Source organism: Saccharopolyspora sp. NPDC045839 (assembly GCF_056431645.1).
Genome location: NZ_JBWKKH010000001.1, coordinates 302,833 through 329,172 on the forward strand (window position 1 = coordinate 302,833; position 26,340 = coordinate 329,172).

At 71.6% G+C, this 26,340-nt stretch carries 23 protein-coding genes and 1 pseudogene; 9 read left to right on the plus strand and 15 right to left on the minus strand.

Going from position 1 to position 26,340, the window contains the following annotated elements:
• The first annotated feature begins 1 nt into the window (after position 1).
• Positions 2–1,216, plus strand: coding sequence for an MFS transporter (locus tag AC07EQ_RS01480; protein WP_478385976.1), 1,215 nt, complete (start codon positions 2–4; stop codon positions 1,214–1,216).
• Positions 1,217–1,304: 88 nt separating this feature from the next.
• On the opposite strand, the gene lexA is transcribed toward AC07EQ_RS01480, so the two are convergent.
• The gene (gene lexA, locus AC07EQ_RS01485; protein ID WP_478385977.1) at positions 1,305–1,967 is read right to left on the minus strand and encodes a transcriptional repressor LexA; all 663 of its coding nucleotides are present in this window, start codon (positions 1,965–1,967) and stop codon (positions 1,305–1,307) included.
• Between the two features lie 143 nt (positions 1,968–2,110).
• The gene (locus tag AC07EQ_RS01490) at positions 2,111–2,815 is read right to left on the minus strand and encodes an NAD(P)-dependent oxidoreductase (protein WP_478385978.1); all 705 of its coding nucleotides are present in this window, start codon (positions 2,813–2,815) and stop codon (positions 2,111–2,113) included.
• 135 nt (positions 2,816–2,950) lie between these two features.
• Here AC07EQ_RS01490 and AC07EQ_RS01495 point away from each other — a divergent pair, with 135 nt between their 5' ends.
• Positions 2,951–3,877, plus strand: a complete 927-nt coding sequence (locus tag AC07EQ_RS01495; RefSeq protein WP_478385979.1) for an AraC family transcriptional regulator — start codon at positions 2,951–2,953, stop codon at positions 3,875–3,877.
• 69 nt (positions 3,878–3,946) lie between these two features.
• Here AC07EQ_RS01495 and AC07EQ_RS01500 read toward each other — a convergent pair whose 3' ends face one another.
• Positions 3,947–5,452, minus strand: coding sequence for a sensor histidine kinase (locus AC07EQ_RS01500; protein ID WP_478385980.1), 1,506 nt, complete (start codon positions 5,450–5,452; stop codon positions 3,947–3,949).
• Complete coding sequence (locus AC07EQ_RS01505) at positions 5,445–6,119, minus strand: response regulator transcription factor (RefSeq protein WP_478385981.1); 675 nt, start codon at positions 6,117–6,119, stop codon at positions 5,445–5,447. The genes AC07EQ_RS01500 and AC07EQ_RS01505 overlap by 8 nt, the downstream gene beginning before the upstream one ends.
• 151 nt (positions 6,120–6,270) lie before the next feature.
• Between AC07EQ_RS01505 and AC07EQ_RS01510 the strand changes: the two genes are divergently transcribed.
• On the plus strand, positions 6,271–7,002 hold the full coding sequence (locus AC07EQ_RS01510; RefSeq protein WP_478386230.1) for an ABC transporter ATP-binding protein: 732 nt from the start codon (positions 6,271–6,273) through the stop codon (positions 7,000–7,002).
• Entirely contained in the window at positions 7,002–9,494 is a 2,493-nt protein-coding gene (locus tag AC07EQ_RS01515; protein ID WP_478385982.1) for an ABC transporter permease, read from the plus strand. Before AC07EQ_RS01510 ends, AC07EQ_RS01515 begins: the two co-directional genes overlap by 1 nt.
• On the opposite strand, the gene AC07EQ_RS01520 is transcribed toward AC07EQ_RS01515, so the two are convergent.
• Positions 9,469–10,812: an Lrp/AsnC family transcriptional regulator gene (locus AC07EQ_RS01520; protein WP_478385983.1), complete on the minus strand. Its 1,344-nt coding sequence runs from the start codon at positions 10,810–10,812 to the stop codon at positions 9,469–9,471. The two genes, AC07EQ_RS01515 and AC07EQ_RS01520, sit on opposite strands and share 26 nt — an antisense overlap.
• A 307-nt stretch (positions 10,813–11,119) precedes the next feature.
• Here AC07EQ_RS01520 and AC07EQ_RS01525 point away from each other — a divergent pair, with 307 nt between their 5' ends.
• Complete coding sequence (locus AC07EQ_RS01525; RefSeq protein WP_478385984.1) at positions 11,120–12,766, plus strand: ABC transporter substrate-binding protein; 1,647 nt, start codon at positions 11,120–11,122, stop codon at positions 12,764–12,766.
• A 72-nt stretch (positions 12,767–12,838) separates the two neighbouring features.
• Entirely contained in the window at positions 12,839–14,050 is a 1,212-nt protein-coding gene (locus AC07EQ_RS01530; protein WP_478385985.1) for an ABC transporter permease, read from the plus strand.
• Here the strand turns inward: AC07EQ_RS01530 and AC07EQ_RS01535 are convergent.
• Positions 14,036–15,103, minus strand: a pseudogene (locus AC07EQ_RS01535) (RNA-guided endonuclease InsQ/TnpB family protein); the annotation flags it as partial. The gene AC07EQ_RS01530 and the pseudogene AC07EQ_RS01535 overlap by 15 nt on opposite strands.
• A 117-nt stretch (positions 15,104–15,220) precedes the next feature.
• On the opposite strand from AC07EQ_RS01535, the gene AC07EQ_RS01540 reads away from it, so the two are divergent.
• From AC07EQ_RS01540 to AC07EQ_RS01550, 3 genes are read left to right on the plus strand one after another with little or no spacing between them, the layout of a single operon-like run.
• Entirely contained in the window at positions 15,221–15,700 is a 480-nt protein-coding gene (locus AC07EQ_RS01540; RefSeq protein WP_478385986.1) for an oligopeptide/dipeptide ABC transporter ATP-binding protein, read from the plus strand.
• Positions 15,697–16,713, plus strand: a complete 1,017-nt coding sequence (locus AC07EQ_RS01545; RefSeq protein WP_478385987.1) for an ABC transporter ATP-binding protein — start codon at positions 15,697–15,699, stop codon at positions 16,711–16,713. The genes AC07EQ_RS01540 and AC07EQ_RS01545 overlap by 4 nt, the downstream gene beginning before the upstream one ends.
• Positions 16,710–18,056: a serine hydrolase domain-containing protein gene (locus AC07EQ_RS01550; protein WP_478385988.1), complete on the plus strand. Its 1,347-nt coding sequence runs from the start codon at positions 16,710–16,712 to the stop codon at positions 18,054–18,056. The genes AC07EQ_RS01545 and AC07EQ_RS01550 overlap by 4 nt, the downstream gene beginning before the upstream one ends.
• 8 nt (positions 18,057–18,064) lie before the next feature.
• Here AC07EQ_RS01550 and AC07EQ_RS01555 read toward each other — a convergent pair whose 3' ends face one another.
• The 9 genes from AC07EQ_RS01555 to AC07EQ_RS01595 form a co-directional block, all read right to left on the minus strand.
• Positions 18,065–18,652 (minus strand): MSMEG_1061 family FMN-dependent PPOX-type flavoprotein, encoded by a 588-nt coding sequence (locus tag AC07EQ_RS01555; protein ID WP_478385989.1) that lies wholly within the window; start codon positions 18,650–18,652, stop codon positions 18,065–18,067.
• Positions 18,649–19,674, minus strand: a complete 1,026-nt coding sequence (locus AC07EQ_RS01560; protein WP_478385990.1) for a FecCD family ABC transporter permease — start codon at positions 19,672–19,674, stop codon at positions 18,649–18,651. The genes AC07EQ_RS01555 and AC07EQ_RS01560 overlap by 4 nt, the downstream gene beginning before the upstream one ends.
• Positions 19,671–20,639 (minus strand): FecCD family ABC transporter permease, encoded by a 969-nt coding sequence (locus AC07EQ_RS01565; RefSeq protein WP_478385991.1) that lies wholly within the window; start codon positions 20,637–20,639, stop codon positions 19,671–19,673. Before AC07EQ_RS01565 ends, AC07EQ_RS01560 begins: the two co-directional genes overlap by 4 nt.
• A 50-nt stretch (positions 20,640–20,689) precedes the next feature.
• Positions 20,690–21,649, minus strand: a complete 960-nt coding sequence (locus AC07EQ_RS01570) for an iron-siderophore ABC transporter substrate-binding protein (RefSeq protein WP_478385992.1) — start codon at positions 21,647–21,649, stop codon at positions 20,690–20,692.
• Between the two features lie 221 nt (positions 21,650–21,870).
• Positions 21,871–22,206, minus strand: coding sequence for a hypothetical protein (locus AC07EQ_RS01575; RefSeq protein ID WP_478385993.1), 336 nt, complete (start codon positions 22,204–22,206; stop codon positions 21,871–21,873).
• Positions 22,203–22,412 carry a DUF5988 family protein gene (locus tag AC07EQ_RS01580; RefSeq protein ID WP_478385994.1) on the minus strand — a complete coding sequence of 70 codons (210 nt, stop codon included), beginning with the start codon at positions 22,410–22,412 and terminating at the stop codon, positions 22,203–22,205. Before AC07EQ_RS01580 ends, AC07EQ_RS01575 begins: the two co-directional genes overlap by 4 nt.
• A gap of 158 nt (positions 22,413–22,570) precedes the next feature.
• The gene (locus AC07EQ_RS01585) at positions 22,571–23,323 is read right to left on the minus strand and encodes a thioesterase II family protein (protein WP_478385995.1); all 753 of its coding nucleotides are present in this window, start codon (positions 23,321–23,323) and stop codon (positions 22,571–22,573) included.
• Positions 23,324–23,337: 14 nt separating this feature from the next.
• On the minus strand, positions 23,338–24,765 hold the full coding sequence (locus tag AC07EQ_RS01590; RefSeq protein WP_478385996.1) for an acyl-CoA carboxylase subunit beta: 1,428 nt from the start codon (positions 24,763–24,765) through the stop codon (positions 23,338–23,340).
• Positions 24,766–25,129: 364 nt separating this feature from the next.
• Complete coding sequence (locus AC07EQ_RS01595) at positions 25,130–26,077, minus strand: quinone oxidoreductase family protein (protein ID WP_478385997.1); 948 nt, start codon at positions 26,075–26,077, stop codon at positions 25,130–25,132.
• Positions 26,078–26,340 lie beyond the last annotated feature (263 nt).

A 26,340-nucleotide genomic window follows, 5' to 3' on the forward strand; every position in this document is an offset into this window, starting at 1 on the left:
GATGCCAGCGGCGGAACACGACCGGATCACGGTGCGGGCGTTGCTCGCGCGCCCGGTCTACCGGCGGTGGTGGGCCGCCGCGGCGATCTCGCGCGCCGGGGATGTCCTGGCCGGGGTGACGCTGCTCCTGCTGGTGCTGGACCGAACCGGCTCCGGAACGGGTGTGGCCGGAGTGGTGATCGCCGACGTCCTGCCCGTGCTGCTGCTGGCTCCCCTGGCGGGTTTCGTCGTCGACCGCTGGCCCCGGCGGCGGATCATGATCGCGGCGGATCTGGTCCGCGTGGCCCTCGCCGCGACGCTGCCCCTGGTCGATGCTCACGTGTTCGCGATCTACGCGATCGCGTTCGCGCTCTCCGCCGCCGCGGTGTTCTTCAACCCCGCCGCCAACAGCCTGCTGCCCGCGCTGGTCGGCGAGCGCGAGCTCGTCGCCGCCAACTCCGGCGTCTGGACGACCGCCATCATCGCCCAGATCGCGCTCGCACCGCTGGCCGGAGTGCTCGCCGCGGCGGCCGGCTTCGCCGTCGCGTTCTGGGTCAACGCCGCTTCCTTCGCCGCCAGCGCCGTGCTGCTCGCCGGGATGGCCGTGCCCGGTCATCGCGCCGCCGCGATCACCCGGGGCTGGCTGCGCGACTCCCTCGACGGCGCGCGCCTGCTCGTCGCCGACCGGCTGCTGCGGGCGCTGGCCGCCGCGCAGCTGCTCGCCGCGCTGTCGGCCGGGGCCATCAGCGCCCTGCTCGTCGTCCTCGCCCGGGAGCGGCTCGGCCTCGGCCCGCAGGGTTTCGGGTGGCTGCTGGCGGCGATCGCCGTCGGCGCCGTCGCCGGTCCCGTCCTGCTGACCCGGACCTTGCGCGGCCGCGTCGGCCCGAACGTCGTGTTCGCCGCCTTCGGGTTGCGCGGCCTGGTCAACGTGCTGCTGGCCGTGACGACATGGCCCGTTCTGGCCGCCGCGTCGCTGCTGCTCTACGGCCTGGGCACCTCGACGGGAACCATCGCCTTCACCAGCCTGGTGCAGACCCACGCCGACGAGACGGTGCGGGGGCGCGTCTTCGCCGCCCTGGACTCGCTGTTCCAGGCGGGCAGGCTCGTGAGCCTCCTCCTCGGCGGTCTCCTGGCCGACGCGCTCGGCATCACCGCCGTCTACCTCCTCGGCTCCGCGCTGCTGCTCGCCGCAGCGGCGAGCGGCTTCGCCCTCGCCCGGGATCCCCGCCGGCGATGAACGCGCCGGAGCCATAGAGGCGGTTTTCAAGACCTCTGAGGTTCCGCAACCGGCACCGCCACGGAAAACGGGCCGGAGACGGGAACTACTAGACGCTGCGCAGCACCGAGACGACCGTGCCCAGCACGGCCGCCTTGTCGCCGTCGATGACCTCGTAAGCCGGGTTGCGCGGTTCGAGGTACACGTGGCCGTTGCGGCGGCGGTACACCTTGACGGTGGCCTCGTCGTCGATCATCGCGGCGACGATCTGGCCCGAATGGGCCTCGGACTGCTGGCGCACCACGACGATGTCGCCGTCGCAGATCGCGGCGTCGATCATCGAGTCACCGCGCACCCGGAGGCCGAAGACGTTGCCGCGCCCGGTGAGCTCGCGGGGCAGGGTCAGCACGTCGTCGACGTGCTCCACCGCCGGGATGGGCGTACCGGCGGCGATGTCGCCGACCACCGGCACGGGCACCGAGTGCTCGGCGGACTCCCGTGTGGACGGTTCCCGGAGGAACGCGCGCACGTCGATCGGCCGGGACATCGTGTTGCTGCGCCTGAGGAAACCCTTCTCCTCCAGGCTCGCCAGGTGCTTCGACACCGACGAGGACGACCGGAGGCCGACGGCGTCGCCGATCTGCCGAGTGCTCGGCGAGTACCCGTGCCGTATCACCCAGTCCCGGATGGTGACCAGGATTCGCTGCTGGCGCAGCGGCAGGGTCGAGGGGTCCAGGTGCTCGAACACGTCGAGATCGTCGTAGGCGGCCACCCACGGAATGGTAGAGGTGCACACCCGCGACCGACCCGACGCCCCTCAGTCGGCACAGAGCACGGAAAAAGCTCAATGCCGGAGAACCGCTGCCGCTTCCCGGAGACCAGCCGCTCGATCCCCGACCACGTGGTCGCTTCCGTTCAGTAGCCGATGGTGAAGCGCCGCTGCACGAACTTCGGCAGTTCGGCCTCGTCCACCAGGGCGATCGCGGCGTCCTCGAACGAGATCCGGCTCCGCCCGTCGGCGTCGGTGATCAGTTGGTCCCCGCCGATCCGGAAGCGTCCGGTTCGCTCCCCGGGAGCGATCTCGGCCGCCGGGCTGAAGTAGGTCCACCGGCGGTTCGACAGCCGGTACTCGTTGAGGGCGTCGCGGTGTCCTCTGACGGCTGCGGCGTACTCCCGGGGAAGGCCGATCTCCGCCAGCCCTTCTCCGAGTACGTCGTCGTTGCCGTCGGCCGGCACGACGCCCGGCTCCGTCTCCAGGCTCCCCGCGCCGCCGACGACGATCAGCCGCGTTCGAGGGTGCCGGTCGAGCGCGGTGAGGAGTGCTCGCGCCGCGTTCGCGTACACCGCTGGGTCGGCGATCGACCGCCGCACGGTGTCATGGAAGTCGCGAGCGGCGTTCCCGGGTTGAAACGCGCTGATCAGGACGTCGAGGCCCGGCAGGGCCCGGGCGATGGCGTCGGCGTCGAGGACGTCCAGGCTCGCCCAGGTGATGTTCGGCCGGTCCGCTGCCATGCCGTCGGCGTTTCGGCTGTACGCCCGCACCACGTGCCCGCGGGACAGGGCCTCGTCGACGACGCGCGTCCCGATGTTGCCGCTCGCTCCGATCACACCGATGTGCATTCGCTACCTCCGTCACTCGTCCTTGGCCACGAACGTAAGCGGCATCGACCGGACGCAGAATGGCCATGCGTCTGGACCACCTATCCGATCGTCCGAGAACTCCGGCCGGCCGAGACGATCGGCTAGGTTCGCGAAATGGATGTCCTGAGCGACGTGCTCACCGCAATGCGCACCGGGCGCCCCCACGCCGCCCGCAGGCGAAGCCAGGCGCCGTGGGGCGTTCGTTTCTCGACGGCCGAGGCGGCCGGTTGTCACGTCGTCCTGCGCGGCACTTGCTGGCTCACCGTCGCCGGATCAGCGCCGGTCGCGCTCTCCCCCGGTGACGTCGTCCTCGTTCCTCAGCAGTGCACGTACGCACTGACGGATCGGCCCGGGACTCCGACGGTCGACTTCGACCTCGCCGAGCGCGACGAAGGGCAGAACGACTACATCGACCCCGGCGACGACGGCGCGGTCACCGAGACCCTCTGCGCCGCCTACTTCCTCGACCGCGGGCGTACCCACCCGCTCCTCCTGGAACTTCCACCGGTCATCCACCTGCCGGCGATCGCCGGAGCGCACACCTCGCTGCGCCAGGCCGTGGATCTCCTCGGCGCAGAACTCGCAGGCGCAAGGCATGGTGCCGACGTGATCGTCCCCGCGTTGATCGACGCCCTCCTGCTCCTGATCATCCGCGAGTGGATCGAGAACAACGCTGCCGACAGGCTCTGGGCAACCGCGTTGAACGACCCGACGATCCTCGCCGCGTTGCGCACCATCCACGGCCGACCCGAAGCGGCCTGGACCGTGGAGTCGCTGGCTCGATCCTGCGGACTTTCCCGCGCAACCTTCGCCTCGAAGTTCAAGAACCTCGTCGGCATGCCGCCGCTCACCTACCTCACGTGGTGGCGGATGACGCTGGCAGCGCGAGAGCTGCGCACCACCGACGCCCCGGTCGGCGCCGTAGCCCGACGCGCCGGCTACACCTCCGATTTCGCGTTCACCAAGGCGTTCAAACGTGAATTCGGCGTCTCCCCGCAGGGTTACCGCCTGCAGCGGCGCGGGAATCCATCGAGGCGATGACCAACCCGGTGCGGCCACAGCCGCCGGCCGCACGAACCAACACTTTGCCCTTGCGCTAAGTGTTGCAGCTCAGGCCGGTGATTCGGGTTCCGCCTGCTCGGCGGAGGGCAGCGTCGCGACCAGCCTGGCTCCCGCTTCGACGTCCTCCGCCCGGAGGGTGCCGCCGTGCCGGGTGGCGATGTCTCGGGCGAGCGTCAGGCCGAGGCCCGAACCTCCCGCGTCTCGCGTGCGCGCGTCGTCGAGGCGGGCGAAGCGGTCGAAGATCCTTTCGCGGTCCTCGACCGGGATTCCGGGTCCGTCGTCGAGGACTTCCAGGACGACCTCGTCCGCCTGCCGGCCGACTCGCACGGTGACGACGGAGCTCGCGTGGCGCACCGCGTTGTCCAGGAGGTTCCGCAGCAGGCGTTCGAGCTGCACCGGTTCTCCCACCACCGGCGCCGGTCCGTCCACAATGGAACTCACCGCCGGACCGACGGGGTCGAACGAGCGCTCGGCGACCTGCTCCGTCACCACATCCGCGAGGTCGACGACCGCCGACGGCTCCGGCTGCCCGTCCGGTCCGACGGCAAGCTGCAGGAGGTCCGCGGTGATGCGCTGCAGGCGTTGGACGTCGAGCAGCGACCGGTGGGCTATGCCGGGCCAGTCCGCCCGGTCCGGGTGCGCGAGCGCGACCTCCAGGCCGGCCCGCAGGTTCGCGAGCGGGCTGCGCAGCTCGTGGCTGGCGTCGGCGACGAAGCGTTCCTGCTGGTCGTACGCGCGCTGCAGGCGGTCGAGGGTCGCGTTCGTCGTGCGCGCCAGCCGGGCCACCTCGTCGCGTGATCGGGGCACCGGCACGCGCCGGTCGAGCCGGCTCTCGCTGACCTCGGCGAGCTCCCGGCGGATCGCCTCCACGGGTCGCAGCGCGCGCCCGGCCGCGAACCACGCCGCCAGGGCCGTGAGCAGCACCGCGAGCGGGACGAAGATCGCCAGGGTGTCGTCGAAGTTGCCCAGCGTGCCGAGCGCGTTCCAGGGCGGCACGAACAGGTACACCGTGAGCCGTTGGCGCTTCGCCGGGTCCGCGCCCTCCAGCTCTGCGTCCAATGTGTACCCTTCGCGGCCGGTGGGCTCCACCAGATCCGCCGGCACGTCCTCGACCACGCGGCCCAGCACGGTGTACGTGCGGTACTCGCGCCAATGCGGATGGTCGCCGGGCCGCAGCGTCGCGCTCGTCGTGGTCGTCCAGCCGGCCGGCACCCCGGCCGGCGCAGGCGGCAGCGGCGCCCACGCCGGGTCCAGGCTGCGCAGCTCCTCGCTGCTCACCACCGCCTCCCCGGAGTCCGCGACGACCTCGAACATCGCGCCGCCGGACTGGATCGCCGCGGCCAGCGCGGCCCGCCCGCCGCCCAGGGACCCGACGCGGTAAGCGGCGACCATCCGGTCCAGCCCGGTTCGCGTCGCGTTCACCGATTCGTCGGTCAGCTGCTTGCTCAGGAACTCGCGCGTCCCCAGCCACCCCAGCGTGAACACGAACGTGCACAGCAGCGCCGCCGACAGGGCCGTGCTCCGCCGCACCGACACCGTCCACCACCTATTCATCCGACACCAGCCGGTAACCGACGCCGCGCACCGTGGCGATGGTGCGGCGCCCGAACGGCGCGTCGAGCTTCCGCCGCAGCGCGCTCACGTAGACCTCGACGATGTTCGGGTCGCCCCGGTACGCCAGGTCCCACACCTGCTCCAGGATCTCGTGCTTGGCGACCACCTGGCTCTTGTGCCGCAGCAGGCATTCGAGCACCGCGAACTCCTTCGCGGTCAGCGCCACCGGCTGCCCCGCGCGCCGGCACGTCCGCTTCGCGGGGTCGAGCACCAGGTCACCGAACGCCAGCGCCGCGGCCGCACCGGCCGCGCCCCGGCGGGTGAGGGCGCGCAGCCGCGCGGTGAGCACCACGTACGAGAACGGCTTGCTCAGGAAGTCGTCGGCCCCCGTGTCGAGCGCCTCGGCCTCGTCGTACTCGCCGTTCTTGGCCGTGAGCATGAGGATCGGCGTGCTCACGCCGCGTTCCCGCAGGGCGGCGCAGACGCGGTAGCCGTTGAGCTTCGGCAGCATGATGTCCAGCACGATCACCTGGTAGGGGTACAGCTGCGCGAGCTCCAGTCCCTCCACGCCGTCGTGGGCGAGGTCCACGGCGTAGCCGTCGGCCTCCAGCCCCCACTGGAGCGTCTCGGCCAGCCGCCTCTCGTCCTCCACCACGAGCACCCGCATGAGACCGATCTTCCCAGACCCGCGGTGCGGTACCTGAAGCGTTCTTCAGGTCGTTTCAGGAACCGCTCAGGCGCCGCCCGCCACGATCACCGAGGCGGCCGCGGCGGGCGACCGCCCTCGAAGTCCAGGGGAGCCGATGCGAAGGAACACAATGGACGGTCACGTCGCAGCAGGCGTGGCGGACGCGGTGAAGGTCTACGGTCGCGGCGACACGGCGGTGCGCGCGCTGGACCGCGTGTCCCTCGACTTCCCGGCGCACCGCTTCACGGCGATCATGGGCCCGTCCGGCTCCGGCAAGTCCACGCTCATGCACTGCCTCGCCGGACTGGACACCGTGGACTCCGGGCGGGTCCGCATCGGGCGGACCGAACTCACCGGGTTGTCCGACGCCGCGCTGACCCGGCTGCGGCGGGACCGGATCGGGTTCGTGTTCCAGTCCTTCAACCTGCTGCCGACCATGACCGCGGAGGAGAACATCCTGCTCGGCCTCCGGCTCGCGGGCCGCGCACCGGACCGGGCGTGGTTCACCGCGGTCGTCGACGCGCTTGGCCTGCGGTCGCGGCTGCGGCACAAGCCGGGCGAGCTCTCGGGCGGCCAGCAGCAGCGGGTGGCGTGCGCCCGCGCCCTGGTGGGCCGGCCGGACGTGGTGTTCGCCGACGAGCCGACGGGCAGCCTCGACTCGCGCTCGGGCGCGGAGGTGCTCGGGTTCCTGCGCACGTCGGTCCGCGAGCTCGGGCAAACGGTCGTGATGGTGACGCACGACCCGGTCGCGGCGTCCTACGCCGACCGCGGGGTGCTCCTGGCCGACGGCCGCATCGCCGCACACCTCGAACGCCCGACCGCCGAGACCGTGCTCGCGGCGCTCACCAGGCTGGAGGCGTGATGCTGCGAACCGCCATCGCCGGGCTGGCGGCCCGGCCGCGTCGGCTGCTGCTCTCGGCCGTCGCCATCGCCGTCGGCGTGGCTTTCGTCGCCGGATCGCTCGTGCTCTCCGACGCCGTCGGCGTCGGGCTCCGCCAAGCCATCGCCTTCGAGACCCGCGGGGTCGACGCATCGATCGACGCGACGCGCGGGGCCGAGCTCGACGGCGAGGTGCTGTCGAAGGTGCGGCAGGTGCCCGGCGTCGCCGCGGCGGAGGGTCGCTCCACGGTGAGCGCTCCCCTCCGGGACGCCGCAGGCCGCCCGAGGGACGCCGCCGCCACCGCCCTGGCCGCCGACGAGCAGCTGCGTCCGTTCGACCTCGCCGATGGGCGTTTTCCCAGCAGCGCGAACGAAATCGCGATGGAGCAGGACACCGCCGCGGACTACGCGCTGGGACATCCCGTGACCGTCCTCGACCAGGACGGCCGACAGCACACCTTCACGCTGGTCGGCACGTTCGCCCGGCCCGCGGATGCCGGAATCGGGGCCGGCGACCTGGTGCTGCTGCCCGAGGCCCTGGGCAGGCTGTCGAAGGAGGAGGAGTTCGGCGAGATCGTCGTGCGCGCGGCGCCGGGCATCGGTCAGCAGCAGCTCGTCGCCGATCTCGCGCAAGCGGTGGGCGGGCGCGGCATCTCCGTGGTGACCGGGCAGGAGGCCGCCGCGCAGCTGCTGCGCGAGACCCCGTCGGACTCGGCCGGCCTGACGAAGTTCTTCACCGCCTTCGCGGTGCTCGCGATGGTCGTGGCCGCGATGGTGATCGCCAACTCGTTCACGATCCTCGTCGCGCAGCGCACCAGGGAGCTGGCGTTGCTGCGGTGCATCGGGGCCGGGAAGCGGCAGGTGTTCTCGGGGTTGCTCGCCGAAGCCGTGGTGGTGGGCGCGGTCGCGTCCGCGGCGGGCCTGCTGGGCGGGCTCGGCGTCGCCGCCGCGCTGCAGGCGATCGCCGGCGGGGACGTTCACGTCCCGCTGACCGCGCGGACGGTCGTCGCGTCCATGGCGATCGGGGTGCTGGTGACGGTGCTCGCCGCGGCGATCCCGGCCTGGTCGGCGACCCGCGCCGCTCCTGTCGAGGCGCTGCGGACGCCGGTGGACGGCAAGTCCGCCCGCGCCGGGCGGCCGCGAGCGGCCGTCACGATCGCGCTGCTGGTGGCGGGTTTCGGCACGGCCGCGCTAGCGCTGGGCTCCGAGGTTGAGACCGGTGCGGTGCTGTCCGTCGTGGCCATGACCGCGCTGCTGGGCGCGGCGCTGGCCGCGGGGCCGCTGGTGGTCGGCCCGGTGGCGCGGGCGGTGGGCGTGGTCTGCGCTCCGATCTTCGGACAGTCCGCGAGGCTGGCCGCGCTCAACGCCGACCGCAACCCGAAGCGCACCGCGGCCAGCGCCGCCGCGCTCACGATCGGTCTCGCCGTCGTCTCGCTCGTGACCACGGTGACGGCGGGCGTCGAGGCGGGCCGGGACCGCAGCCTCGACCAGCAGCTGGGGGCCGACTTCACCGTCACGTCGGTGGTCGCCACCAAGCCGCTGCCTCCCGCGCTCGCGGACACCCTCGCCGCAGTTCCCGGCGTCGCGGACGCGGCCCTCCGCCAGTCGTTCTCAGGCGACCTCGGGAAATACGGCGGCTACGGGATGATCGCCGTGCGCGGCGACGCCGTGGGCAGCCTGTTGCGGCCGGTGGTGCTGTCCGGCCGCCTCGACCGGCTAGGGCCGGGAGAGCTGGCCGTGAGCAAGCAGCTCGCCGAGGAGACGGGCCTGGCGGTCGGCGACACCGTCCAGGCCGGGCCCCGGAACCGCCCGGTCCCGCTGCGGGTCGTCGCGGTCTACGACGGTGTCAGCGCCGCGGGCGCCGACACCGGGCTCGCCATGGTCGATCTCGGGCAGCAGTCCGCGATCACCATGGGCGAGGGCGGCTACGACGACAGCGTGCTGGTCAAGCTGGCGGCGGACGCCGACCACGACCAGGTCCGGCTGGCGCTGGAGAATGCGCTCTCCGGCGCGCCACTGGCCCAGCTGCGCAGCGTCGACGAGCTCAAGGACGAGCTTTCCGCGCCGCTGCGCAGCACGCTGGACCTGCTGTGGGCGCTGACCGCGCTGGCCGTGCTGATCGCGTTCGCGGGCATCACCAACACGCTCTCGCTGTCCGTCCTGGAGCGGACTCGCGAGTCGGCCTTGCTCCGCGCGCTCGGCCTGACCCGGGGCGGCCTCAGCGCCGCCCTCGCCGCGGAATCGGTCTTCGTCGCGCTGCTCGGCGCGGCGTGCGGGCTGTTCGTCGGCATCGGCTCGGCATGGCTGATCGCGCAGGTGGCGTCGACCGACGCCGAGCCGGTGCTGTTCGTGCTGCCGTGGGGCCGGCTCGGGGTGCTGCTGGGGGCCGCGGTCCTGGCGGCGCCGCTCGCCGCGGTCATCCCGGCCCGTCGTGCGGCGCGAGGCTCGGTCACCGCCGGGATAGCGGCGCCGTGACCGGTCGCGCGGGCACGCCATCACGTTCGATCGTGATGGCGTGCCCGTCTGAGGGGCCGTTTCGGAAAGGCTCGCCCCGAGAGCGCCCCGCGCCTGACACCGGCGGTGATTTCGCGCGAAATCGCCCGCCCTGCGTCCGGGTGCGGCCACGTCCCGCACGTGCCCGCACCCGGATTCTGAAACGCCACCCAACGCAGGCCGGGCGGCTTCCGGCCGCCTGACCTCGCCTCTCGCCGTCGACGTGCGCCGGTATCCGCAGTGGACCACCGGCCACCGCCCTCAGGCCGGGGTGTCCGCCGCCGGGCCGGGAAGCGGGATGACCTCGCCCGTGCAGCGGCCGTCCGGATGCATCAGCCAGCCCACCCGCTTCCGGGTCCGCAGGATCACCGAGCTGTTCACGATCCCGCCCGCGGGCAGCAGCCGTTCGAGGGTGTCCTGCATGTTCATCAGGTCGCCCATGTCCGCCGTCCACGCGTTCACCACGAGGTTCGCCGAACCCGTGACCGACATGCACAACCGCACCCGCGAGTCCTCGCGCAACCGGGACACCGCCGCGGGCAACGCGCTGTTCGGCAGCCGGCACCACCAGATCACCGCGATCGGCCACCGGGTGCAACTGGGCGACTTCGCAGCGCAGTCGCAGCGCCCGGGACCGCAGGAGGGCGGTCAGCTGGCGGCGCACCGTGGAAGTCGGCCGGTCGAGCCGCTCGGCCAGTTCCGCCGCCGTGGCCCGGCCGTCGTGCGCGAGCTCGGACACGAGCGGGGCGAAGACCTTGGATCTCAGGTAGATCGGTTCGCTGGACCGGTCCCGCTCGGCGCGGCCCGCTTGCAGGATCGCCTCCCGCTGCGCGCGGTCCAGCGCGTCCAGCTGCCACTGGTTGCCCTCGATGTGCCGCTTGGTGCCGATGTGGGAGTGCAGCGACGCCACGCCGGGCAGCTTCGGCAGCTCGTCCAGCAGCAGCGCGGAGAGTTCGCCGAACGAGCCGGCGGAGACCGTCAGCAACAGGTCCAGTCCACGCGCGGCGTGGTCGATGTTGTGCACGCGGTGCGTGCGCTCCAGCCTCCGGGCCACGTCGTCCACCGCGCCCGGGGCGCAGTTCATCTCGACCAGGGCCACCATCGCGCCGCCGGAAAGCTCGCCGTACTCGGGATACGCGGTGATCCAGGCCAGTCCCGCTTCGCGGAGCCGGGCCCAGCGCTGCGCCAGCGCCGTGGGCGACGCGCCGAGCGTCGGGGCCAGCGCTGCCCACGGTGCGCGAGGCCACAACTGCAGCGCGTGGATGAGCGCCAAGTCGTCCTCGGAGAAGTCCTGATGCACGTTTCTCGCTCTCTGCGGGCCGAAAATGAGCGTATCGAGCGAATGATCTCCCGCATTCGCGGGCGAGTCCACACTCTAGACCAGCTCGAAGCGAGATCAAGGGGTTCGCGAAGTTGGATCTGCTGGACGATGCGCGGGCGCCGCAACCGGTTCCGCTCCTGGAACACCGGAAACCGCACCAGGTGCCCGGAATCGGCCTGCGGCCGCAGCGCACCCGGGAACCACGCGCCCGATCCGGACGGCGGCGGACATCGTGCCGCCGCACCGGCATCGGTCCGTGCACTGAGGACCAAGGAAGGGAGCGGCGATGACGCACCAGCGCACCTCGACCGGCCCGACGCTGACCCGCCGCGGCGTGCTCCAGCTGGCCGGGGCCGGGGCGGTGCTGCTCGGCACCGCCGGCTGCGGGGCTTCGGCCAGGGCCGCCGGCGACGTGTTCGTCTACGGCCGGAGCTCGGACGCCGTCTCCCTGGACCCGATGAACCAGACCGACAGCGAGTCCTACGCGGTCGTGCACCAGATCTTCGACTCGCTGCTGCGCTACGCCCCGGACGGAAAGCTGCTGCCGGCGCTGGCGAATGCGGTGCCGGAACCCGAGAACGGCGGCCGGCAGTACACCTTCGCGCTCCGCGAGGGCGTGCGCTTCCACGACGGAACGCCGTTCGACGCCGACGCCGTGGTGTTCAACTTCCGGCGCTGGCGGGAGGCCGGGCACCCCTACCACCGCGGCGGCGGCCCGCAGAGCAGCAAGTTCGCCTACTACAAGAACCTGTTCGGCGGCTTCGACGAGAAGTCGGTGATCGCCGGGATCGAGAAGACCGGCCCGCACGCGGTGCGGTTCGACCTCCGGGAACCCTACGGGCCGTTCCTCCCCACGCTCGCCGGCGCGCAGTTCGGCATCGCCTCGCCCACCGCGATCCAGCGGGACGTGGAGAACTTCTGGCAGCGGCCGGTCGGCACCGGCCCGTTCGCGCTGGAATCCTGGCAGCGCGGCAGCAAGCTCACCTTGCGCCGCAACGAATCCTGGTGGGGCACGCGACCGGGCGACGCGGGGCGGCGGCTGAACACCGTGGTGCTCACGCCCATCCCGGACAGCACGGCCCGGGTGGCGGCGCTGGTCGGCGGCGATCTCTCCGCCGTCAACGGCATCGTGCCCCAGGACGCCGACGCGCTGCGCGACACCCCGGGATTCGCCGTGACCCAGCACCCGCAGGAGTGCTTCAGCTACTTCGCCATGAACACCCGCCGCGAGCCGTTCCGGAACCCCTTGGTGCGCAAGGCGATCGCGCACGCGATCGACCTGCCGCGGATCGTGCGGTACTTCTTCGGCGAAGGGGCCGAGGTGGCGGGCGCGCCGCTGTACGGGATCTCCGCGTTCGTCGACCGGTCGATCCGGCCGCACCCGTACGACCCGGAACTGGCGCGCAGGCTGCTGGCCGAAGCCGGGCTGCCCAACGGTTTTCGCACCACGCTCTGGTACATGTCCACCGCCCGGCCGTACCTGCCGGACGGCAAGGGCGTCGCCCAAGCGGTGCAGGCGAACCTGGCCGCGGTCGGGATCGCGGCGGAGCTCGTCACCTACGAGCTGGCGACCTACGTGGAGCGGACCGGCAAGGGACTGCACGACATCGCCATGTTCGGCGGCACCACGATCGGCGTGGACTCCTACTTCCCGCTGAACTACTGGTACGCCGGCGCCAGCGCGACGGAGACCAACTCGTCCAACTTGTCCTTCTACCAGAACTCGCAGGTCGACGCGTTGCTCGCCGAGGCCAGGGTTACCGCCGAGGCGGGGAAGCAACGTGCCCTCTACGCCGAGATCCAGCACATCGTGCACGACGAGGTGCCGGTGCTGCCAATCGCCTACGTCAGCCCGCCGGTCGCGCTCCGCGCGTCGATCCGCGGCTTCGGCACCAACATCGCCATGGACGACCTCGATGCCCTCACCGTCTGAGAGCCGTTTTCCAGGCTCGTTATGCGTGGCGGTGCGGGTACCACCCGCCGGACGCCGGGGAAGTGCCGGGCCGTGCTGACCTACCTCGCGCGGCGGCTCGGGCAACTGATCCCCGTGCTGCTCGGGGTCTCCGCGATCGTGTTCTTCACCGTGCGGATGATCCCGGGCGACCCGGCGCAGATCATCCTCGGCGAGAACGCCACGGCGGAGCAGATCGCCGAGCTGCGCGCCCAGATGGGCCTGGACGAGCCGATCATCGTGCAGTACTGGCTGTTCCTCGGCCGGGCGCTGCAGGGCGACCTCGGCGAGTCCATCGTGTCCGGTCGGCCGGTGGTCACCGAACTGGCCGCGCGGCTGCCCGCCACCCTGGAGCTGACGCTGGCGGCGCTGCTCATCGCCGTGGTGGTCGGCATCGCCCTCGGCACGCTGGCGGCGAGCAGGCCGCACTCGCTGCTGGACAAGGTCGCGTCGGTGTTCGCCGTCGCCGGGGTGAGCATGCCGATCTTCTGGCTGGCCATGATCTTCATGGTGGTGCTGGGCGTGAACCTGCACCTGCTGCCGTTCCCCGGCCGGTTGCCCGCCGCCGAATCGCTGCCGGCGGTCACCGGCCTGAACCTGGTCGATTCGCTGCTCGCCGGGGACTGGGCGATGTTCCGCGCCTCCCTCGCGCACCTGACCATGCCGGCCCTCGCGCTGGCCACCATCCCCTGCGGCGTGATCATGCGGATGACGCGGTCCAGCATGCGGGAGACGCTGGCCGAGGACTTCATCCGGACCGCCCGGGCGAAGGGCGTCTCGCCGCTGGTCACGACCGTCCGGCACGGCCTGCGCAACTCGATGCTGCCGGTGATCACGGTGATCGGGCTGCAGCTCGGCCTGCTGCTCGGTGGCGCGGTGATCACCGAGACGATCTTCTCCTGGCCCGGCATCGGTCAGATCGCCTACCAGGCGGTGTTCCAGCGCGACTACGCGTTGATCCAGGGCGTGGTGCTGTACGCCTCGCTGCTGTTCGTGCTGGTCAACCTGGTGGTCGACGTCCTGTACGCGGTGCTGGACCCGAAATTGACTGCTCCCCTGACTGAGGGCGCGGGACTCTTCGTCCCTCGTCTTCGGACACTAGTGGGGATTTCTGACTCAGGCCGCCTTTTCGTCCTGCGGACGATCAGGTCTTCTGCCTTCAACGCCAGCCGGGTACAGCCCAGCCCGGACGAGCATCACGTGTGCGGAGTTCTTGTCCCTCGGGGAGCTGTGTCCGCACGCTGTGCAGGTGTAGGTGCGTTCTGACAGCGGGAGCGCGTGCTTGGTTCTCGCTCCGCACTCCGCGCAGTCCTTCGTGGTGTTCTTCGGGTCTACCAGCACAACCCGTCGGCCGTGTTTGCGTCCCATCTCGATCAAGGCCGTTTTCGTCGCGGCGATCGCAGCGTCAGCGGCTTTGCGGGCCATGGTGGTCTTTGCCAGGAACTTGGGGCGGAAGTCTTCGACCGCGATCATGTCGTGGTCGGTTACGACACGCTTGGCCCACTTCCGGGCGGCGTCCTGCCGCCTCCGGGAGACCTTTTTGTGCAGTTTCGCAGCGTGCCGCTTGGCCTTGCGGTATCTTTTCGACGCAGCTTTGCCCTTGGGCGGCCTGCGTCGGGCCATCATTCGCTGATACCGCGCCAGTTTCGCAGCGGCTTGTTTGCCGTGCTCGGCGTGCGGCAGGTTGTGGTCGTCACTGGTAGTCGTGGCGGTCTCGGTGACGCCCCAGTCGATTCCAATCGCCTTTCCGGTATCGGGTAGTGGCTGAACCTCGGTGGCGACGACGAACGAGGCGTACCAGTGTCCAAGTCTGTCCCGGTACACCCGCACCGAGGAAGGTTGCGCGGGCAGTTCGCGCGACCACACCACTGTCAGGACGATTGCGCCCGCTAGATGCAGACGGCCATCCTTGATCCGGAATCCGCGCAATGTGTAGTTCAGGCTCGGGTCTGCGACATCTTTCTTCTTGAAGCGTGGCATCCCAGCGCGCTGCCGCATCGGAAGACGGTCCTTGATGTCTTTGAACGCCTTCGCGCGCGACTTTGCGAAGTCGCGAATGATCTGCTGCTGCGGCACCGACGCACCGCCTGCGAGCCACTGGTGTTCACTACGCCAGCCGGTCAGTTGTTTGTCCAGGTATGCCGGACCGCACTTGTCACCATCGCGGTGCGCCTTCCGAGAGGCGGCAACGCAGGAGTTCCACACCCACCGGCACCGGTCCCACTCGGCGAGCAAGCAACGATGCGCGGTGCTAGACAGGCGCAGACGGTAGGTGTACCGAACATACCCGCAGCCTCCAGCCTTGCCGCCCACTCCCATGAAGATCACTATAGGTCTCGCCAGGACCCGACCACCTGCCTGAACCCAGTTCTCACCATCGGCGACCAGATCGCCGAGGCGATCCGCACCCACGAGCCGGTCTCTCGCAGGCAGGCGATGCGCCAGGCGGTGCGGACGCTGGACGTCACCATCCAGGCGCAGATCCTGGAGCTGCTCGGCCGGCTGAAGTCGGCGTACGGCATGTCCATCATCATGATCACGCACGACCTCGGAGTGGTCTCCCAGATCGCCGACCGCGTGCTGGTGATGTACGGCGGGAAGGCGGTGGAGTCCGGCACGCCGAAGCAGCTCTTCCAGGACCCGCTGATGCCCTACACCTGGTCCCTGCTGCGCGCGGTGCCCAGGCTGGACTCCGAGGTCCCGCCGGAGCCGATCGGCGGCCATCCCCCGTCGCTCGCCGACGAACCGCCCGGCTGCCGGTTCGCGCCCCGGTGCCGGTTCGCCGACGACCGGTGCACCCGGACCGAACCGGTGCTCGACCACAAGGCGGAGGGCCGGCTGGCCGCCTGCGTGCACACCGCGGACGCCTTCCGGAAACTGGCCGGCGCGCTGGACGATGCGGAGGCGGGCCGATGAACGACTACCTGGTGGAGACCCGGGATCTCACCTTGCACTACCCGGTGCGGGGCGGCCTGTTCCGCCGGACGGGCGGCCTGGTCAAGGCCGTCGACGGGGTGAACCTCGGCGTGCGGGAGGGCGAGACGCTGGGCCTGGTCGGGGAGTCCGGCTGCGGCAAGAGCACCCTCGCCCGGCTGCTGCTGCGGCTGACCACCCCGACCAGCGGCGAGGTCCGGTTCGCGGGCGAGGACATCTTCGCGCGGCGCGGCGCCGAACTGGCCCGGCTGCGCCGCGACATCCAGATGATCTTCCAGAACCCGTCGTCCTCGGTGAACCCCCGTCTCAGCGTCGGCGAGATCATCGCCGAGCCGCTGCGCATCCACCGGCGGCCGGACGTGCGGCGACGCGTGCTCGAACTGATGGAGATGGTCGGGCTGCACCCGGACCACTACGACCGGTACCCGCACGAGTTCTCCGGCGGGCAGCGGCAGCGGATGGGTATCGCCCGGGCCATCGCGCTGCGTCCCAGGGTGGTGGTCTGCGACGAGCCGGTGTCCGCGCTGGACGTGTCGATCCAGGCGCAGATCCTCAAGCTGCTCAAGGAACTCCAGCGAGAACTCGGCCTCACCTACGTGTTCATCACGCACGACCTGTCGGTGGTCAAGCACCTGTGCGACCGGGTGGCGGTCATGTACCTGGGCAAGGTGGTGGAGGTCGCCGACCGGGCGGAGTTCTTCGCGAGCGCGGCCCACCCGTACACCGCTTCCCTGCTGTCGGCCATCCCGCTGCCCGATCCGGACGCCGAAGCGCGGCGGCAGCGGGTGGTGCTCGCCGGGGACGTGCCGTCGGCGCTGAACCCGCCGGCCGGCTGCGCCTTCCACCCGCGCTGCCCCCGGTCCCAGGCTCGGTGCGCGCGGGAGGCGCCCGCCCTGATCGCCGACGAGTCCGGTCGCCGGACGGCTTCCTGCTTCTTCCCGGTGCGCCCCGGCGAGGAACTCCAACGGGCCGCAGAGGACGGTGCGAACGCATGACCGACATTGCCGGACTGCTGACCGGGATGATCCCGCCGCTGATGCGGCGCTGGGCGGTGCCCGGCGTCGGCGTCGGCGTGCTCACCCCGGACGGCAGCCACCGCCACGGCTTCGGCGTGACCAATGTGGACCATCCGCTGCCGGTCGACGAGCACACGCTGTTCCAGATCGGCTCGGTGTCCAAGACGTTCGTCGGCACGATGCTGGCCGCGCAGGCCGATGCCGGGCGGCTGGGCCTGGACGACCTGGTGGCCGACCACCTGCCGGGCGCGGGCCTGGACCGCCGGATCACCATCCGGCACCTGCTCACCCACTCCTCCGGCCTGTTCGGCGATCACCTGATCCTCAACGGGCCCCGGCTGCTCGCCGACGGCGCGGACGACTCGATCGCCACCGGCGTCGCGCACATCGCCGGGCTGCCGCTGGTGTTCGCCCCCGGCACGAACTACTCCTACAGCAACGCCGGGCTGATCGTCGCCGCGCGGCTGCTGGAGGTCGTCACCGGCCGGCGGTACGCGGAGCTGGTCCGCGCCGAAGTGCTGGAACCGGCCAGGATGCGGCACACCTGCACCACCGCCGACGAGGCGATCACCCACCGGGTGGCCCCCCCGCATCGCAGCGACGCCGAGCCCGAGGTGGCCCGGACCGCGGGCTGGCAGCGCGGCTGGCAGCTGCCCGGCTGGGACGTGCCCGGCGGCGGGCTGGTGTCGTCCGTGAGCGACATGCTCGATTACGCCCGCTACCACCTCGCCGGGAAGACCCCGGCGGAGCCGTTCGTCCCGCAACGCGAGCGCAGTGGCGCGACCGAGCGGATCGGGCTGATCTGGCGGCTGGACGACGTCGACGGCGTGCGGCTGGCCTACCACGGCGGGCTGACCATCGGGTACTGCACCCAGCTGTGCCTGGTCCCCGAACGGGGAATCGGCTTCGTGCTGCTGACCAACGGCACGTCGGGCGAGCAGGTGAACCAGGAGGTGCGCGCCGCGCTGCTGCGGGAACTGGCCGGCATCACTGCCGAGGCGCCGCCCGCCGAACCCGGCGACGCACCGGCCGACGCCGCGGGGCTGGCGGGCAGTTTCGACGCGTCCTTCTACCGTCTCGAACTCAGCCCGCGCCCCGACGGGCGGGCCGCGGTGCGCATCCACCGCCCGACACCCCGGCCGGGCAGCTACTACCTGGAGCCGCCGTCGATCGAGCAGGTCGCCTGGTGCGAGCGGGACCGGCTGGTGATCACCGAGCCGGTGAGCGAACGCGGCACGACCATCGACGTCTGCCGGGACGACTCCGGCGCGATCAGCGGACTGCGCCTGCGGGACCGGCTGGCGCCCCGGGTCGACGGCTGACTCGCTGATCAGGAGGCATTGTCGAGCTGACTCTTGAACAGCTGGCCCGAAGTCGGCAGCGAAGCCGGCTCGGGCCAGCTCTCCGGATCCCAGGCCCCGGAACGCAGGAACGCCCGGCCGCAGTGCACGAACAGCTCGTCCACCTCGACGACCACCGCCAGCGCCGGTTCGACGCCGCGAGCGGCGAACTCGGCGAAGAACGGGGCGGAGCGCACGATCGTCGCGCGCCCGTTGACCCGCAGGACGTGGTCGACGCCCGGCACCACGAACAGCATGCCCACGCGGGGGTGCTGGAGGATGTTGCGGAAGCTGTCGAGGCGCCGGTTCCCGTTGCGGTCGGCGAAGGCCAGCGTCCGGTCGTCGTCGAACAGCAGCACGCTGCCCGCCGCGTCGCCGCGGGGTGACAGGTCGACGCTGCCGTCCACGGCGGTGGTGGCGAGGAAGAAAAGCCTTGAGGCCGCGATGAAATCCCTGCTGAGCTCGTCGATCCCGGCGATGCCCTTGGCCGCGATCGCCGGTGCCGGCGGCTCCACCACTTCGCGGAGCGCCGCCTCCGATGTCACCAGCTCGGCTTGGCCCGGATGCCACGTCGTCATGCGCGTGCCCTTCGATTCGCGACGGCCAGCAGGTAGAGCAGGTAGGGGGCGCCGACGGCCCCGGTGACCACGCCCACCGGGAGCTGCAGCACGGCGCCGGAGAAGAGGTGCTGCGCCGCGAGATCCGCGACGAGGGTCACGAGCGCGCCGGTGATCGCCGCCGGGAGCAGGCTCGGACGGCCGGTCCGCAGCAGACGCACCGAGATCGGCCCGGACACGAACGCCACGAAGGCCACCGGACCGGCCACCGCGGTCGCGACACCGGCCAGCGCCACGGCCACCGCCAGCAGCCCGAGGCGGCACCACTCGACCCGCAGCCCGAGCCCCCGGGCGACCTCGTCGCCGAGCTGCAGGGCCGCCAGCACGCGACCGAGCACCAGCGCGATCGGCACCAGCACGGCCAGGAACGCCGCCGCGGTGGCGGCCTCGGCCCAGCCGACGCCGTTGAGGCTGCCGGTCAGCCAGAACAGGGCGATCGTCGCGATTTCGGTGTCGCTGCGCGTGATCAGGTACGAGACGATGCTCGACAGGACCGCCGCGACGCCGATGCCGACCAGCGCCAGCCGGTGACCGGTGATGCCGCGCCGCCACGCCAGCAGGTAGATCAGCCCGGCCGTGGCCAGCCCGCCGGCCAGCGCCGCCGTCGGCAGCACGAAACCGGACGCCCCGAACACGGTGATGCACAGCAGGGCGGCCAGGCTCGAACCGGCCGTCACGCCGATCACGTCCGGACTGGCCAGCGGATTCCGCAGGATGTGCTGGAAGATCGAACCGGCCAGCCCGAGTGCCGCCCCGACCAGCAGGCCCGTCAGGGCGCGCGGCATCCGCAGCCGCAGCACCACGTAGTCGGTTCTCGGCGTGCCCTGGCCGAGCAACGTCGCGACCACGTCGGGCACGCCGATCGGATACCGGCCGAAGCACAGGGCGAAGACCAGGACGGCGACCACGGCGGCGGCGAGTCCCGCGAGGACGACCGCGTAGCGGAGGCCGTTGCGGCGGCGCACCGCGACCAGCGTCGTCATACGGCCACCAGCTTGCGGCGCCGGACGAGGTGGATGAACACCGGCGCCCCGATGATCGCCGTGACGACGCCGACCTGCACCTCGCCCGGCGGCGCGGCCACGCGCCCGACGATGTCGGCCACCACCAGCAGCAGCGGGGCAAGCAGCATCGAGAACGGCAGCAGCCAGCGGTGGTCGGGGCCGGTCAGCAGCCGCGCGGCGTGCGGAACGATCAGGCCGACGAACGCGATCGGGCCGGCTATCGCGGTCGCGGAGCCGCACAGCACCACGACCGCCGCCGCGCAGGTCGCGCGGCCGACCACCACGTTGTGCCCCAGCGATCGGGCCACGTCGTCGCCCAGCGAAAGTCCATTGAGGACTCGGGTGCACGCGAAGGCGAGCAGGAAACCGGCCACGAGGAACGGCAACGCCTGCCAAGCGGAGTCCGAGGCCCGGCCCCACAGCGAACCCACCTGCCAGAACCGGAACTGCTCGAAGGTCACGTTGTCGGTGACGAGGACGCCGGTGGTCAGCGAGCCGAACGCGGCGGTGCACGCCGCCCCGGACAGCGCGATCCGAAGCGGCGTGCCGCCCTCCCCGCCCATCATGCTCACCCCGTAGACCAGGACCGATGCGAGGATCGCACCGAGGAAGCCGAACCACACGTACCCGGCCACCGACTGCACGCCGAGCACGCTGATCGCCAGCACGATGCACAGCGATGCACCGGCGTTGACGCCCATGATTCCCGGGTCCGCCAACGGGTTCCGGGTCACGCCCTGGATGATCGCGCCGGCCAGCCCGAGAGCCGCGCCCGCGAGCAGCCCCACGATCGTCCGCGGGATGCGCACCTGCCAGATGATCAGGTGGTCGGGATCGCCCGGGCGCGGGTGCAGCAGCGCGTCCAGCACCACGTCGGGCGCGAGACCCTTGGCGCCCACCATGACGCTCGCGAAGGCCGCCAGCACCAGAACCGCCGCGATCACCCCGAGGACGAGACCGGGACGCGTCCCGAGCCGCACCGAACCCACGGCGCTCAGCGCGCCAGCGCCTGCGCGACCAGCGGGACGACCTCGTCCACCGCGTGGGCCAGGCCGAGCGGAGTGCCGCTAGAGAAGGCGTGCGAGATCTCCGCGTCGGAGAGCACGACCGCGTGCCCCGCCTGGACCGCGGGCACCGACCGGAACAGCGGATCGCCGGAGATGTCGTCCGCGCTCACGCCGATCGGCGACATCAGCACGAGGTCCGCGTTGAGCAGGTCCATCCGCTCCGGCGAGATGGAGACCGAGAAGCTCCCCCCGGCCTGGGCCTGCACCTGCGGCGACTGGACGAAGCCGAGGCGCTCCATGAGCTCGACGCGGGAACCGCCGTTGACGTAGGCGCCGTAGGAGCCGACCATCTTGGAGCCGACGACCACGGACTTGCCCGCGAACTCCGGGTGCGCGGCCGCGGCCTCGCGGAACTTCGCCTCGACGTCCGCGTGGACCTGTTGCGCCTCCGCGGTCCTGCCGAGGGCCTTGCCGATCATGTCGAGCTGCTGGTCCCAGTTCGTCCGGTACGCCTGCCCGCCGACCGGGATGCTCACCACCGGCACGCCCAGCCCGGCCAGCAGGTCGTGGCGGTCCCGCTCGCCGCTGGCGCGGGTGTCCAGGATCAGATCCGGTTCCAGCGCGGCCACGGCCTCCATGTCGACTTCCATGGTGCCGAGCATCGTGGGCGGCGTCGCGTACCTCTTGTCCGCGGGCAGCCACGGGGGAACGCCGTCCCCGCCGATCGGAAGCCAGTCCGCCGCGCCGACCGGCTGCACGCCGAGCGTCAGGGCGACCTCCGCGTCACCCCAGCCCAGGGCGACGACCCGCTGCGGACGCTCCGGAATCGTGACGTCACCGAACGCGGTCGGAACGGTCACCGGGAACTGCCCGTCCCCCGCCACCGGCCCCTTCCCGGGCTCCGGCCCGCCGCACCCGGCGAGCGCCGCCACCAGCACCAACAGCATCGCCGCGAGCGCTCCGCGACCCCGACGCCCAGAGAACCGCATCAAGCCCCAATCAGAGTGGTTAAGTACGCCTAACCTAACTAATCCGACTGGGTCGAGTCCAGCACCCCCGGCGCGGCCAGGGACGACGTCGGTCACACCGGACTGCCGGAACAACAAGCCCGGCACCGGACTCCACAGTGGAATCCGGTGCCGGGCTCCCCCCGGCCCTCAGGCGCAGGTCACCAGATGATCCGGGTCAGATCCGCGCAGGACAGTTCGAGCGTCTCGAACGACGCGCCGGGCCCGCGACCGGTCCACTGCACGGGCACGACTCCCGCCAGCGACCAGTAGGCCAGCGGCGCGCGTTCCGGGCCGAGCATCGTGATCTCGCCGATCGACTTCTCCGGGCGGCTGCGCAGCCAGTCCGACACCACCGGAGCCCGGCCGGCCGGCGGGCGGCTGAGGACGACGACGCCGGTTCCGGCTTCCAGGCCCGCGCAACTGGTGAACACGCCGAGGTCTCGATCCCCGATGCGCACCTCGAAGAGGCCGTCGAGCCCGTCCGCTCCCGTCATTCCGCGACCTGCGTCCGGTACGCCCAGCGGAACACCGGGAGGTTCGAGTCGCCGACCTCCCGGTAGTCCTCGGTCCGCTCGAAGTGGTCGTACCCGTTCAACCGCCGGACCTTGATCCGCTCGGCCAGATCCACCTCCGCGGCCGTCACCTGGGTCGGAATCCCGACCGGGCCGCCTTCCAGGATGACTTCCCCATCACCAGACACGTCGGTCTCCTCCTGCCGAACCGAGCAGATCACCGATGCGGACGAACTCAAAGATGTTGTCCCGCAACGAAGTCTGTCTACTTGGACACGGTTTCTCAATAATTGAGCGGAATTTTCACACCTGTGGGCGTGATCCGTCCGGGCCGGCGAGCAAGGGTTCACACGGAATCGGGCACCCTCAGCCGCTCGCCGAGCACCGCGACCACCTCCGCCTGGTGCTCGACCAGGTAGAAGTGCCCGCCGGGGAAGACCCGCAGGTCCACTCCGGCGTCGGAGTGCTCCCGCCACGCTTCGGCTTCCGCCAGGGTGACCTTCGGGTCGTCGTCGCCGAGCAGCACCGTGATCGGGCAGGCCACCTTCGCCCCGGGCTCGCCCTGGTACCTCTCGATCGCGCGGTAGTCGCTGCGAACCGCGGGCAGGATCATGCGCAGCAGCTCCTCGTCGCCGAGCACGCCGGCAGCGGTTCCGCTCAGCGTCCGCAGGTCCGCGACGAGCCCGTCGTCATCGTGCAGGTGCACCCACTCGTCCCGGTGCGTCGACGGTGCGCGGCGGCCGGACGCGATCAGCAGGATCGGCGCGACCTCCATGCGGCGCGCGACCTCGAAGCCGACCGCCGCGCCCATGCTGTGGCCGAAGAGCGCCAGCGGGCGATCCGCCCACGGGCGCAGCTCGGCGGCGAGCCGGTCGGCGAGCTCACCGATGTCGTCGATGCAGCGTTCCGCCAACCGGTCCTGGCGCCCGGGGTACTGCACCGACAGCACCTCGATCCGCGGCGCGAGCGCGCGGGACAGCGGGAAGTAGAAGCTGGCCGAGCCGCCCGCGTGCGGCAGCGCGACCAGGCGGACCCCGGCGTCGGGCGCCGGGTGGAAGCGGCGGATCCACAACTGGCCGCCGCGTGCTGGAACAGTCACCGTTCTTCCTCCGGTCACAGCGGAATGTTGCCGTGGTGGCCGCGGCCGGCGGCGGCCTCGGCGAGCGCGGCGGCGACCCGGCGCCGGGTGTCCGCGGGATCGATCACCTCGTCCACCACGCCGATGTCGAGCGCACGGCCGACGCCGCCGGCAAGGCGCTCGTGCTCGTCGACGAGCCCGGCCCGCAGCGCCGTCCGCAGGTCTTCATCGTCCACTGCGGACAGTCTCTTGCGGTGCAGGATCCCGACGGCCGCCTCGGTGCCCATCACCGCGACTTCGGCCTCCGGCCAGGCGAACACCGCGCTCGCGCCCAGTGCTCGGGAGTTCATCGCGATGTAGGCGCCGCCATATGCCTTCCGGGTCACCAGAGTCACCCGCGGCACCACCGATTCGGCGAAGGCGTAGAGCAACTTGGCGCCGCGGCGCACCACGCCGGCCCATTCCTGGTCCACGCCGGGCAGGTAGCCGGGCACGTCGACGATGACCAGCAGCTGCACGCCGAACGAGTCGCACATCCGCACGAACCTCGCCGCCTTCTCCGCCGACGGCGAATCCAGGCAGCCACCCTTGCGCAACGGGTTGTTCGCGACGACGCCCACGGTGCGCCCGCCGAGCCGGCCCAGGCCGGTGACCACGTTGGGCGCCCACTTCTGCTGCAACTCGTCGAAACCGCCGGCGGCATCGAGGATCTCGCGCACCAGCGGGTGCACATCGTAGGCGCGGTTGGCGGCATCCGGCAGCAACGCCCGCAGATCCTTGCGCTCCGCCACCGCACGCAGGTCGAAAGCGCCCTGCCGGGCCAGCAGGCCGGTGATCCGGCGAGCCCTGGTGCAGGCGTCCGCCTCCGAGTCCGCCAGCACGTGCGCGACGCCCGACTTCGGCCCGTGCGCCGCGGGACCGCCGAGCCCGGCCATGTCGACCTGGTCGCCGGTGACGCTGCGCACTACGTCCGGCCCGGTGACGAACAGCCGCCCGTCGGCGGCCATGATCACCACATCGGTCAGCGCCGGCCCGTACGCAGCGGCTCCGGCCGCGGGCCCGAGCACGACCGAGATCTGCGGGACCCGACCGGAAGCGCGGATCATCGCGGCGAACATCCGGCCGACGCCGTCCATCGACTCCACGCCCTCGGCGAGCTTCGCGCCGCCGGAATGCCACAGCCCGATCACCGGGCACCGGTCCCGGACGGCGCGGTCGATGGCATCGACGATGCGCCGCGCCCCGTCCGCACCCAGCGCGCCGCCCATCTTGGTGGCATCCGTGCAGTACGCGATCACCGGCGCCCCGTCGATCTGCCCCGCCACCGCGGCCACCCCGCTGTCGTCCGGCGGGTGCAGCGGGGTGGCGGAATCGCGGTCGAGCAGCAATGCCAGCCGCGCGACCGGCAGGCGGGGATCCGGGGCTCGTCCGGCGATCAGCCGCGGTGCGGCGGTGGCAGTCAACTTCAACCTCCCGGCTTCGGCGAATCGTCGACCCGATCAGTCCTGCCGCCGGGGGATTCCGGCGAGGCACGAGCAGAACGCGCGGTTTCGACCGGAACCGCACCGGACTTCGCGAGGTGATCGGCGCCCGCCCCATCCTCGGGCATCGGGCACCACCTCGCCGCGCGAATGCGGGCAGGTCCGCGAGCGGAGGCGAAAGGAAAAACCTCTTCACCGCAACAGGAAATCCAGCGACAAGATCGTCTGCGGTGGCCCGCGCCCGGAATCGCGACTACCGCGAGGCGCCGGAACTCGTTCGTGCCACCGGGAAATCGGTCCACGACCACCGATGGGGGCGGCACCCGCACGATCGTGGGCAGCGCCGTCACGGTTCCAGCACGAGCTTGCCGCGCGTCCGCCGGCCGAGCATGTCCTCGTGCGCCCGCCGCGCCTCGCCGAGCGGGTACACGCCGCCGATCGCCGGGCGCAGCCGGCCGGCGGCGGTGAGGGCGAACAGCTCCGCCAGCGGCTCCCGGTACCTCCCGGGCAACGAGATCACCTGCGGCAGCCAGAACCCGCCGACCGCAACGGTGCGCTCGATGACCTGCGCCGTCGCGATCGGGGCGGGCAGCACGTGGGATGCCACGCCGTAGGTGACGATCCGCCCGAGCGGAGCGAGCGCGTCCAGCGCCGCGTCGAAGACCGCCCCGCCGGTGGCGTCGAAGATGATGTCCACCGGCCGCCCGGCGTTGGCCTCGACGACCCGGTCGCGATATCCCGCGGCCGCGCCGTCCACGGCGACGTCGGCGCCGACCGCCATCGCGAAAGCCCGCTTGTCGGGGCTCGACGCCGCGGCCACCACGCGGCCCGCCCCGAACAGCTTCGCCAGCTGGACCAGCAGCGATCCCACTCCGCCCGCGGCCGCGTTCACCACCACCGACTCGCCGGGGGCGATCCGCGCGCAGGTGCGCAGCAGGTGCCAGGCCGACAGGCCCTGGACGCCGAGCGCGACGGCCTGGTGGTCGTCGACGCCGTCCGGTACCTCGGCGACGAACGGGGAGGACGTGACGACCAGCTCGGCGTACCCGCCGCCGTCCATCATGGCGAGGACGCGCCGCCCGTCGGCGGTGCGGCCGACCACCTCACCGCCCGGGACGTAGGGCAGCTCGACCGGCTTGAGGTAGGAATTCGCCGTGCACATGGTGTCCATGTAGTTGACGCCGGCGGCGCTGACCCGGATGGCCACCGCACCGTTGCCGGATGCCGGATCCGGCACTTCTTCCTGTACGAGCACTTCCGGCCCGCCGTACCGGGAAATCTGGATGGCGCGCACCGCATCTCCAAGCGCTGTGCTGCGATCACGGACCACCCAGGACTACCACACGGCCCTCCGCTGGGCGCACCAGAACGGATCACCTCATCGAAAGACTGAAAACCATTGCGCCGCAACAATATATGAAGCGATCTCGGCATCATCGTTGCGAACCGTAATCGCCCTTCCGGGCAGGACAACGAAGACGAGTGAGCTGCCTTCTCGATCGGGCATGATCGGTCGAGAAACCGCCTTGGGTGGCTTAGAAATGGGGCGGATCTCCC

What these genes read in the sequence shown, in the direction of transcription:
- AC07EQ_RS01495 (WP_478385979.1), top strand. Translation starts at nt 2,951, where the DNA reads ATGGATGTCCTGAGCGACGTGCTCACCGCAATGCGCACCGGGCGCCCC.
- AC07EQ_RS01505 (WP_478385981.1), bottom strand. Translation starts at nt 6,119, where the DNA reads ATGCGGGTGCTCGTGGTGGAGGACGAGAGGCGGCTGGCCGAGACGCTC.
- AC07EQ_RS01510 (WP_478386230.1), top strand. Translation starts at nt 6,271, where the DNA reads ATGGACGGTCACGTCGCAGCAGGCGTGGCGGACGCGGTGAAGGTCTAC.
- AC07EQ_RS01555 (WP_478385989.1), bottom strand. Translation starts at nt 18,652, where the DNA reads ATGACGACGTGGCATCCGGGCCAAGCCGAGCTGGTGACATCGGAGGCG.
- AC07EQ_RS01490 (WP_478385978.1), bottom strand. Translation starts at nt 2,815, where the DNA reads ATGCACATCGGTGTGATCGGAGCGAGCGGCAACATCGGGACGCGCGTC.
- AC07EQ_RS01540 (WP_478385986.1), top strand. Translation starts at nt 15,221, where the DNA reads ATGCGCCAGGCGGTGCGGACGCTGGACGTCACCATCCAGGCGCAGATC.
- AC07EQ_RS01525 (WP_478385984.1), top strand. Translation starts at nt 11,120, where the DNA reads ATGACGCACCAGCGCACCTCGACCGGCCCGACGCTGACCCGCCGCGGC.
- AC07EQ_RS01570 (WP_478385992.1), bottom strand. Translation starts at nt 21,649, where the DNA reads ATGCTGTTGGTGCTGGTGGCGGCGCTCGCCGGGTGCGGCGGGCCGGAG.
- AC07EQ_RS01560 (WP_478385990.1), bottom strand. Translation starts at nt 19,674, where the DNA reads ATGACGACGCTGGTCGCGGTGCGCCGCCGCAACGGCCTCCGCTACGCG.
- AC07EQ_RS01500 (WP_478385980.1), bottom strand. Translation starts at nt 5,452, where the DNA reads ATGAATAGGTGGTGGACGGTGTCGGTGCGGCGGAGCACGGCCCTGTCG.
- AC07EQ_RS01515 (WP_478385982.1), top strand. Translation starts at nt 7,002, where the DNA reads ATGCTGCGAACCGCCATCGCCGGGCTGGCGGCCCGGCCGCGTCGGCTG.
- AC07EQ_RS01575 (WP_478385993.1), bottom strand. Translation starts at nt 22,206, where the DNA reads ATGACGGGAGCGGACGGGCTCGACGGCCTCTTCGAGGTGCGCATCGGG.
- AC07EQ_RS01480 (WP_478385976.1), top strand. Translation starts at nt 2, where the DNA reads ATGCCAGCGGCGGAACACGACCGGATCACGGTGCGGGCGTTGCTCGCG.
- AC07EQ_RS01545 (WP_478385987.1), top strand. Translation starts at nt 15,697, where the DNA reads ATGAACGACTACCTGGTGGAGACCCGGGATCTCACCTTGCACTACCCG.
- AC07EQ_RS01550 (WP_478385988.1), top strand. Translation starts at nt 16,710, where the DNA reads ATGACCGACATTGCCGGACTGCTGACCGGGATGATCCCGCCGCTGATG.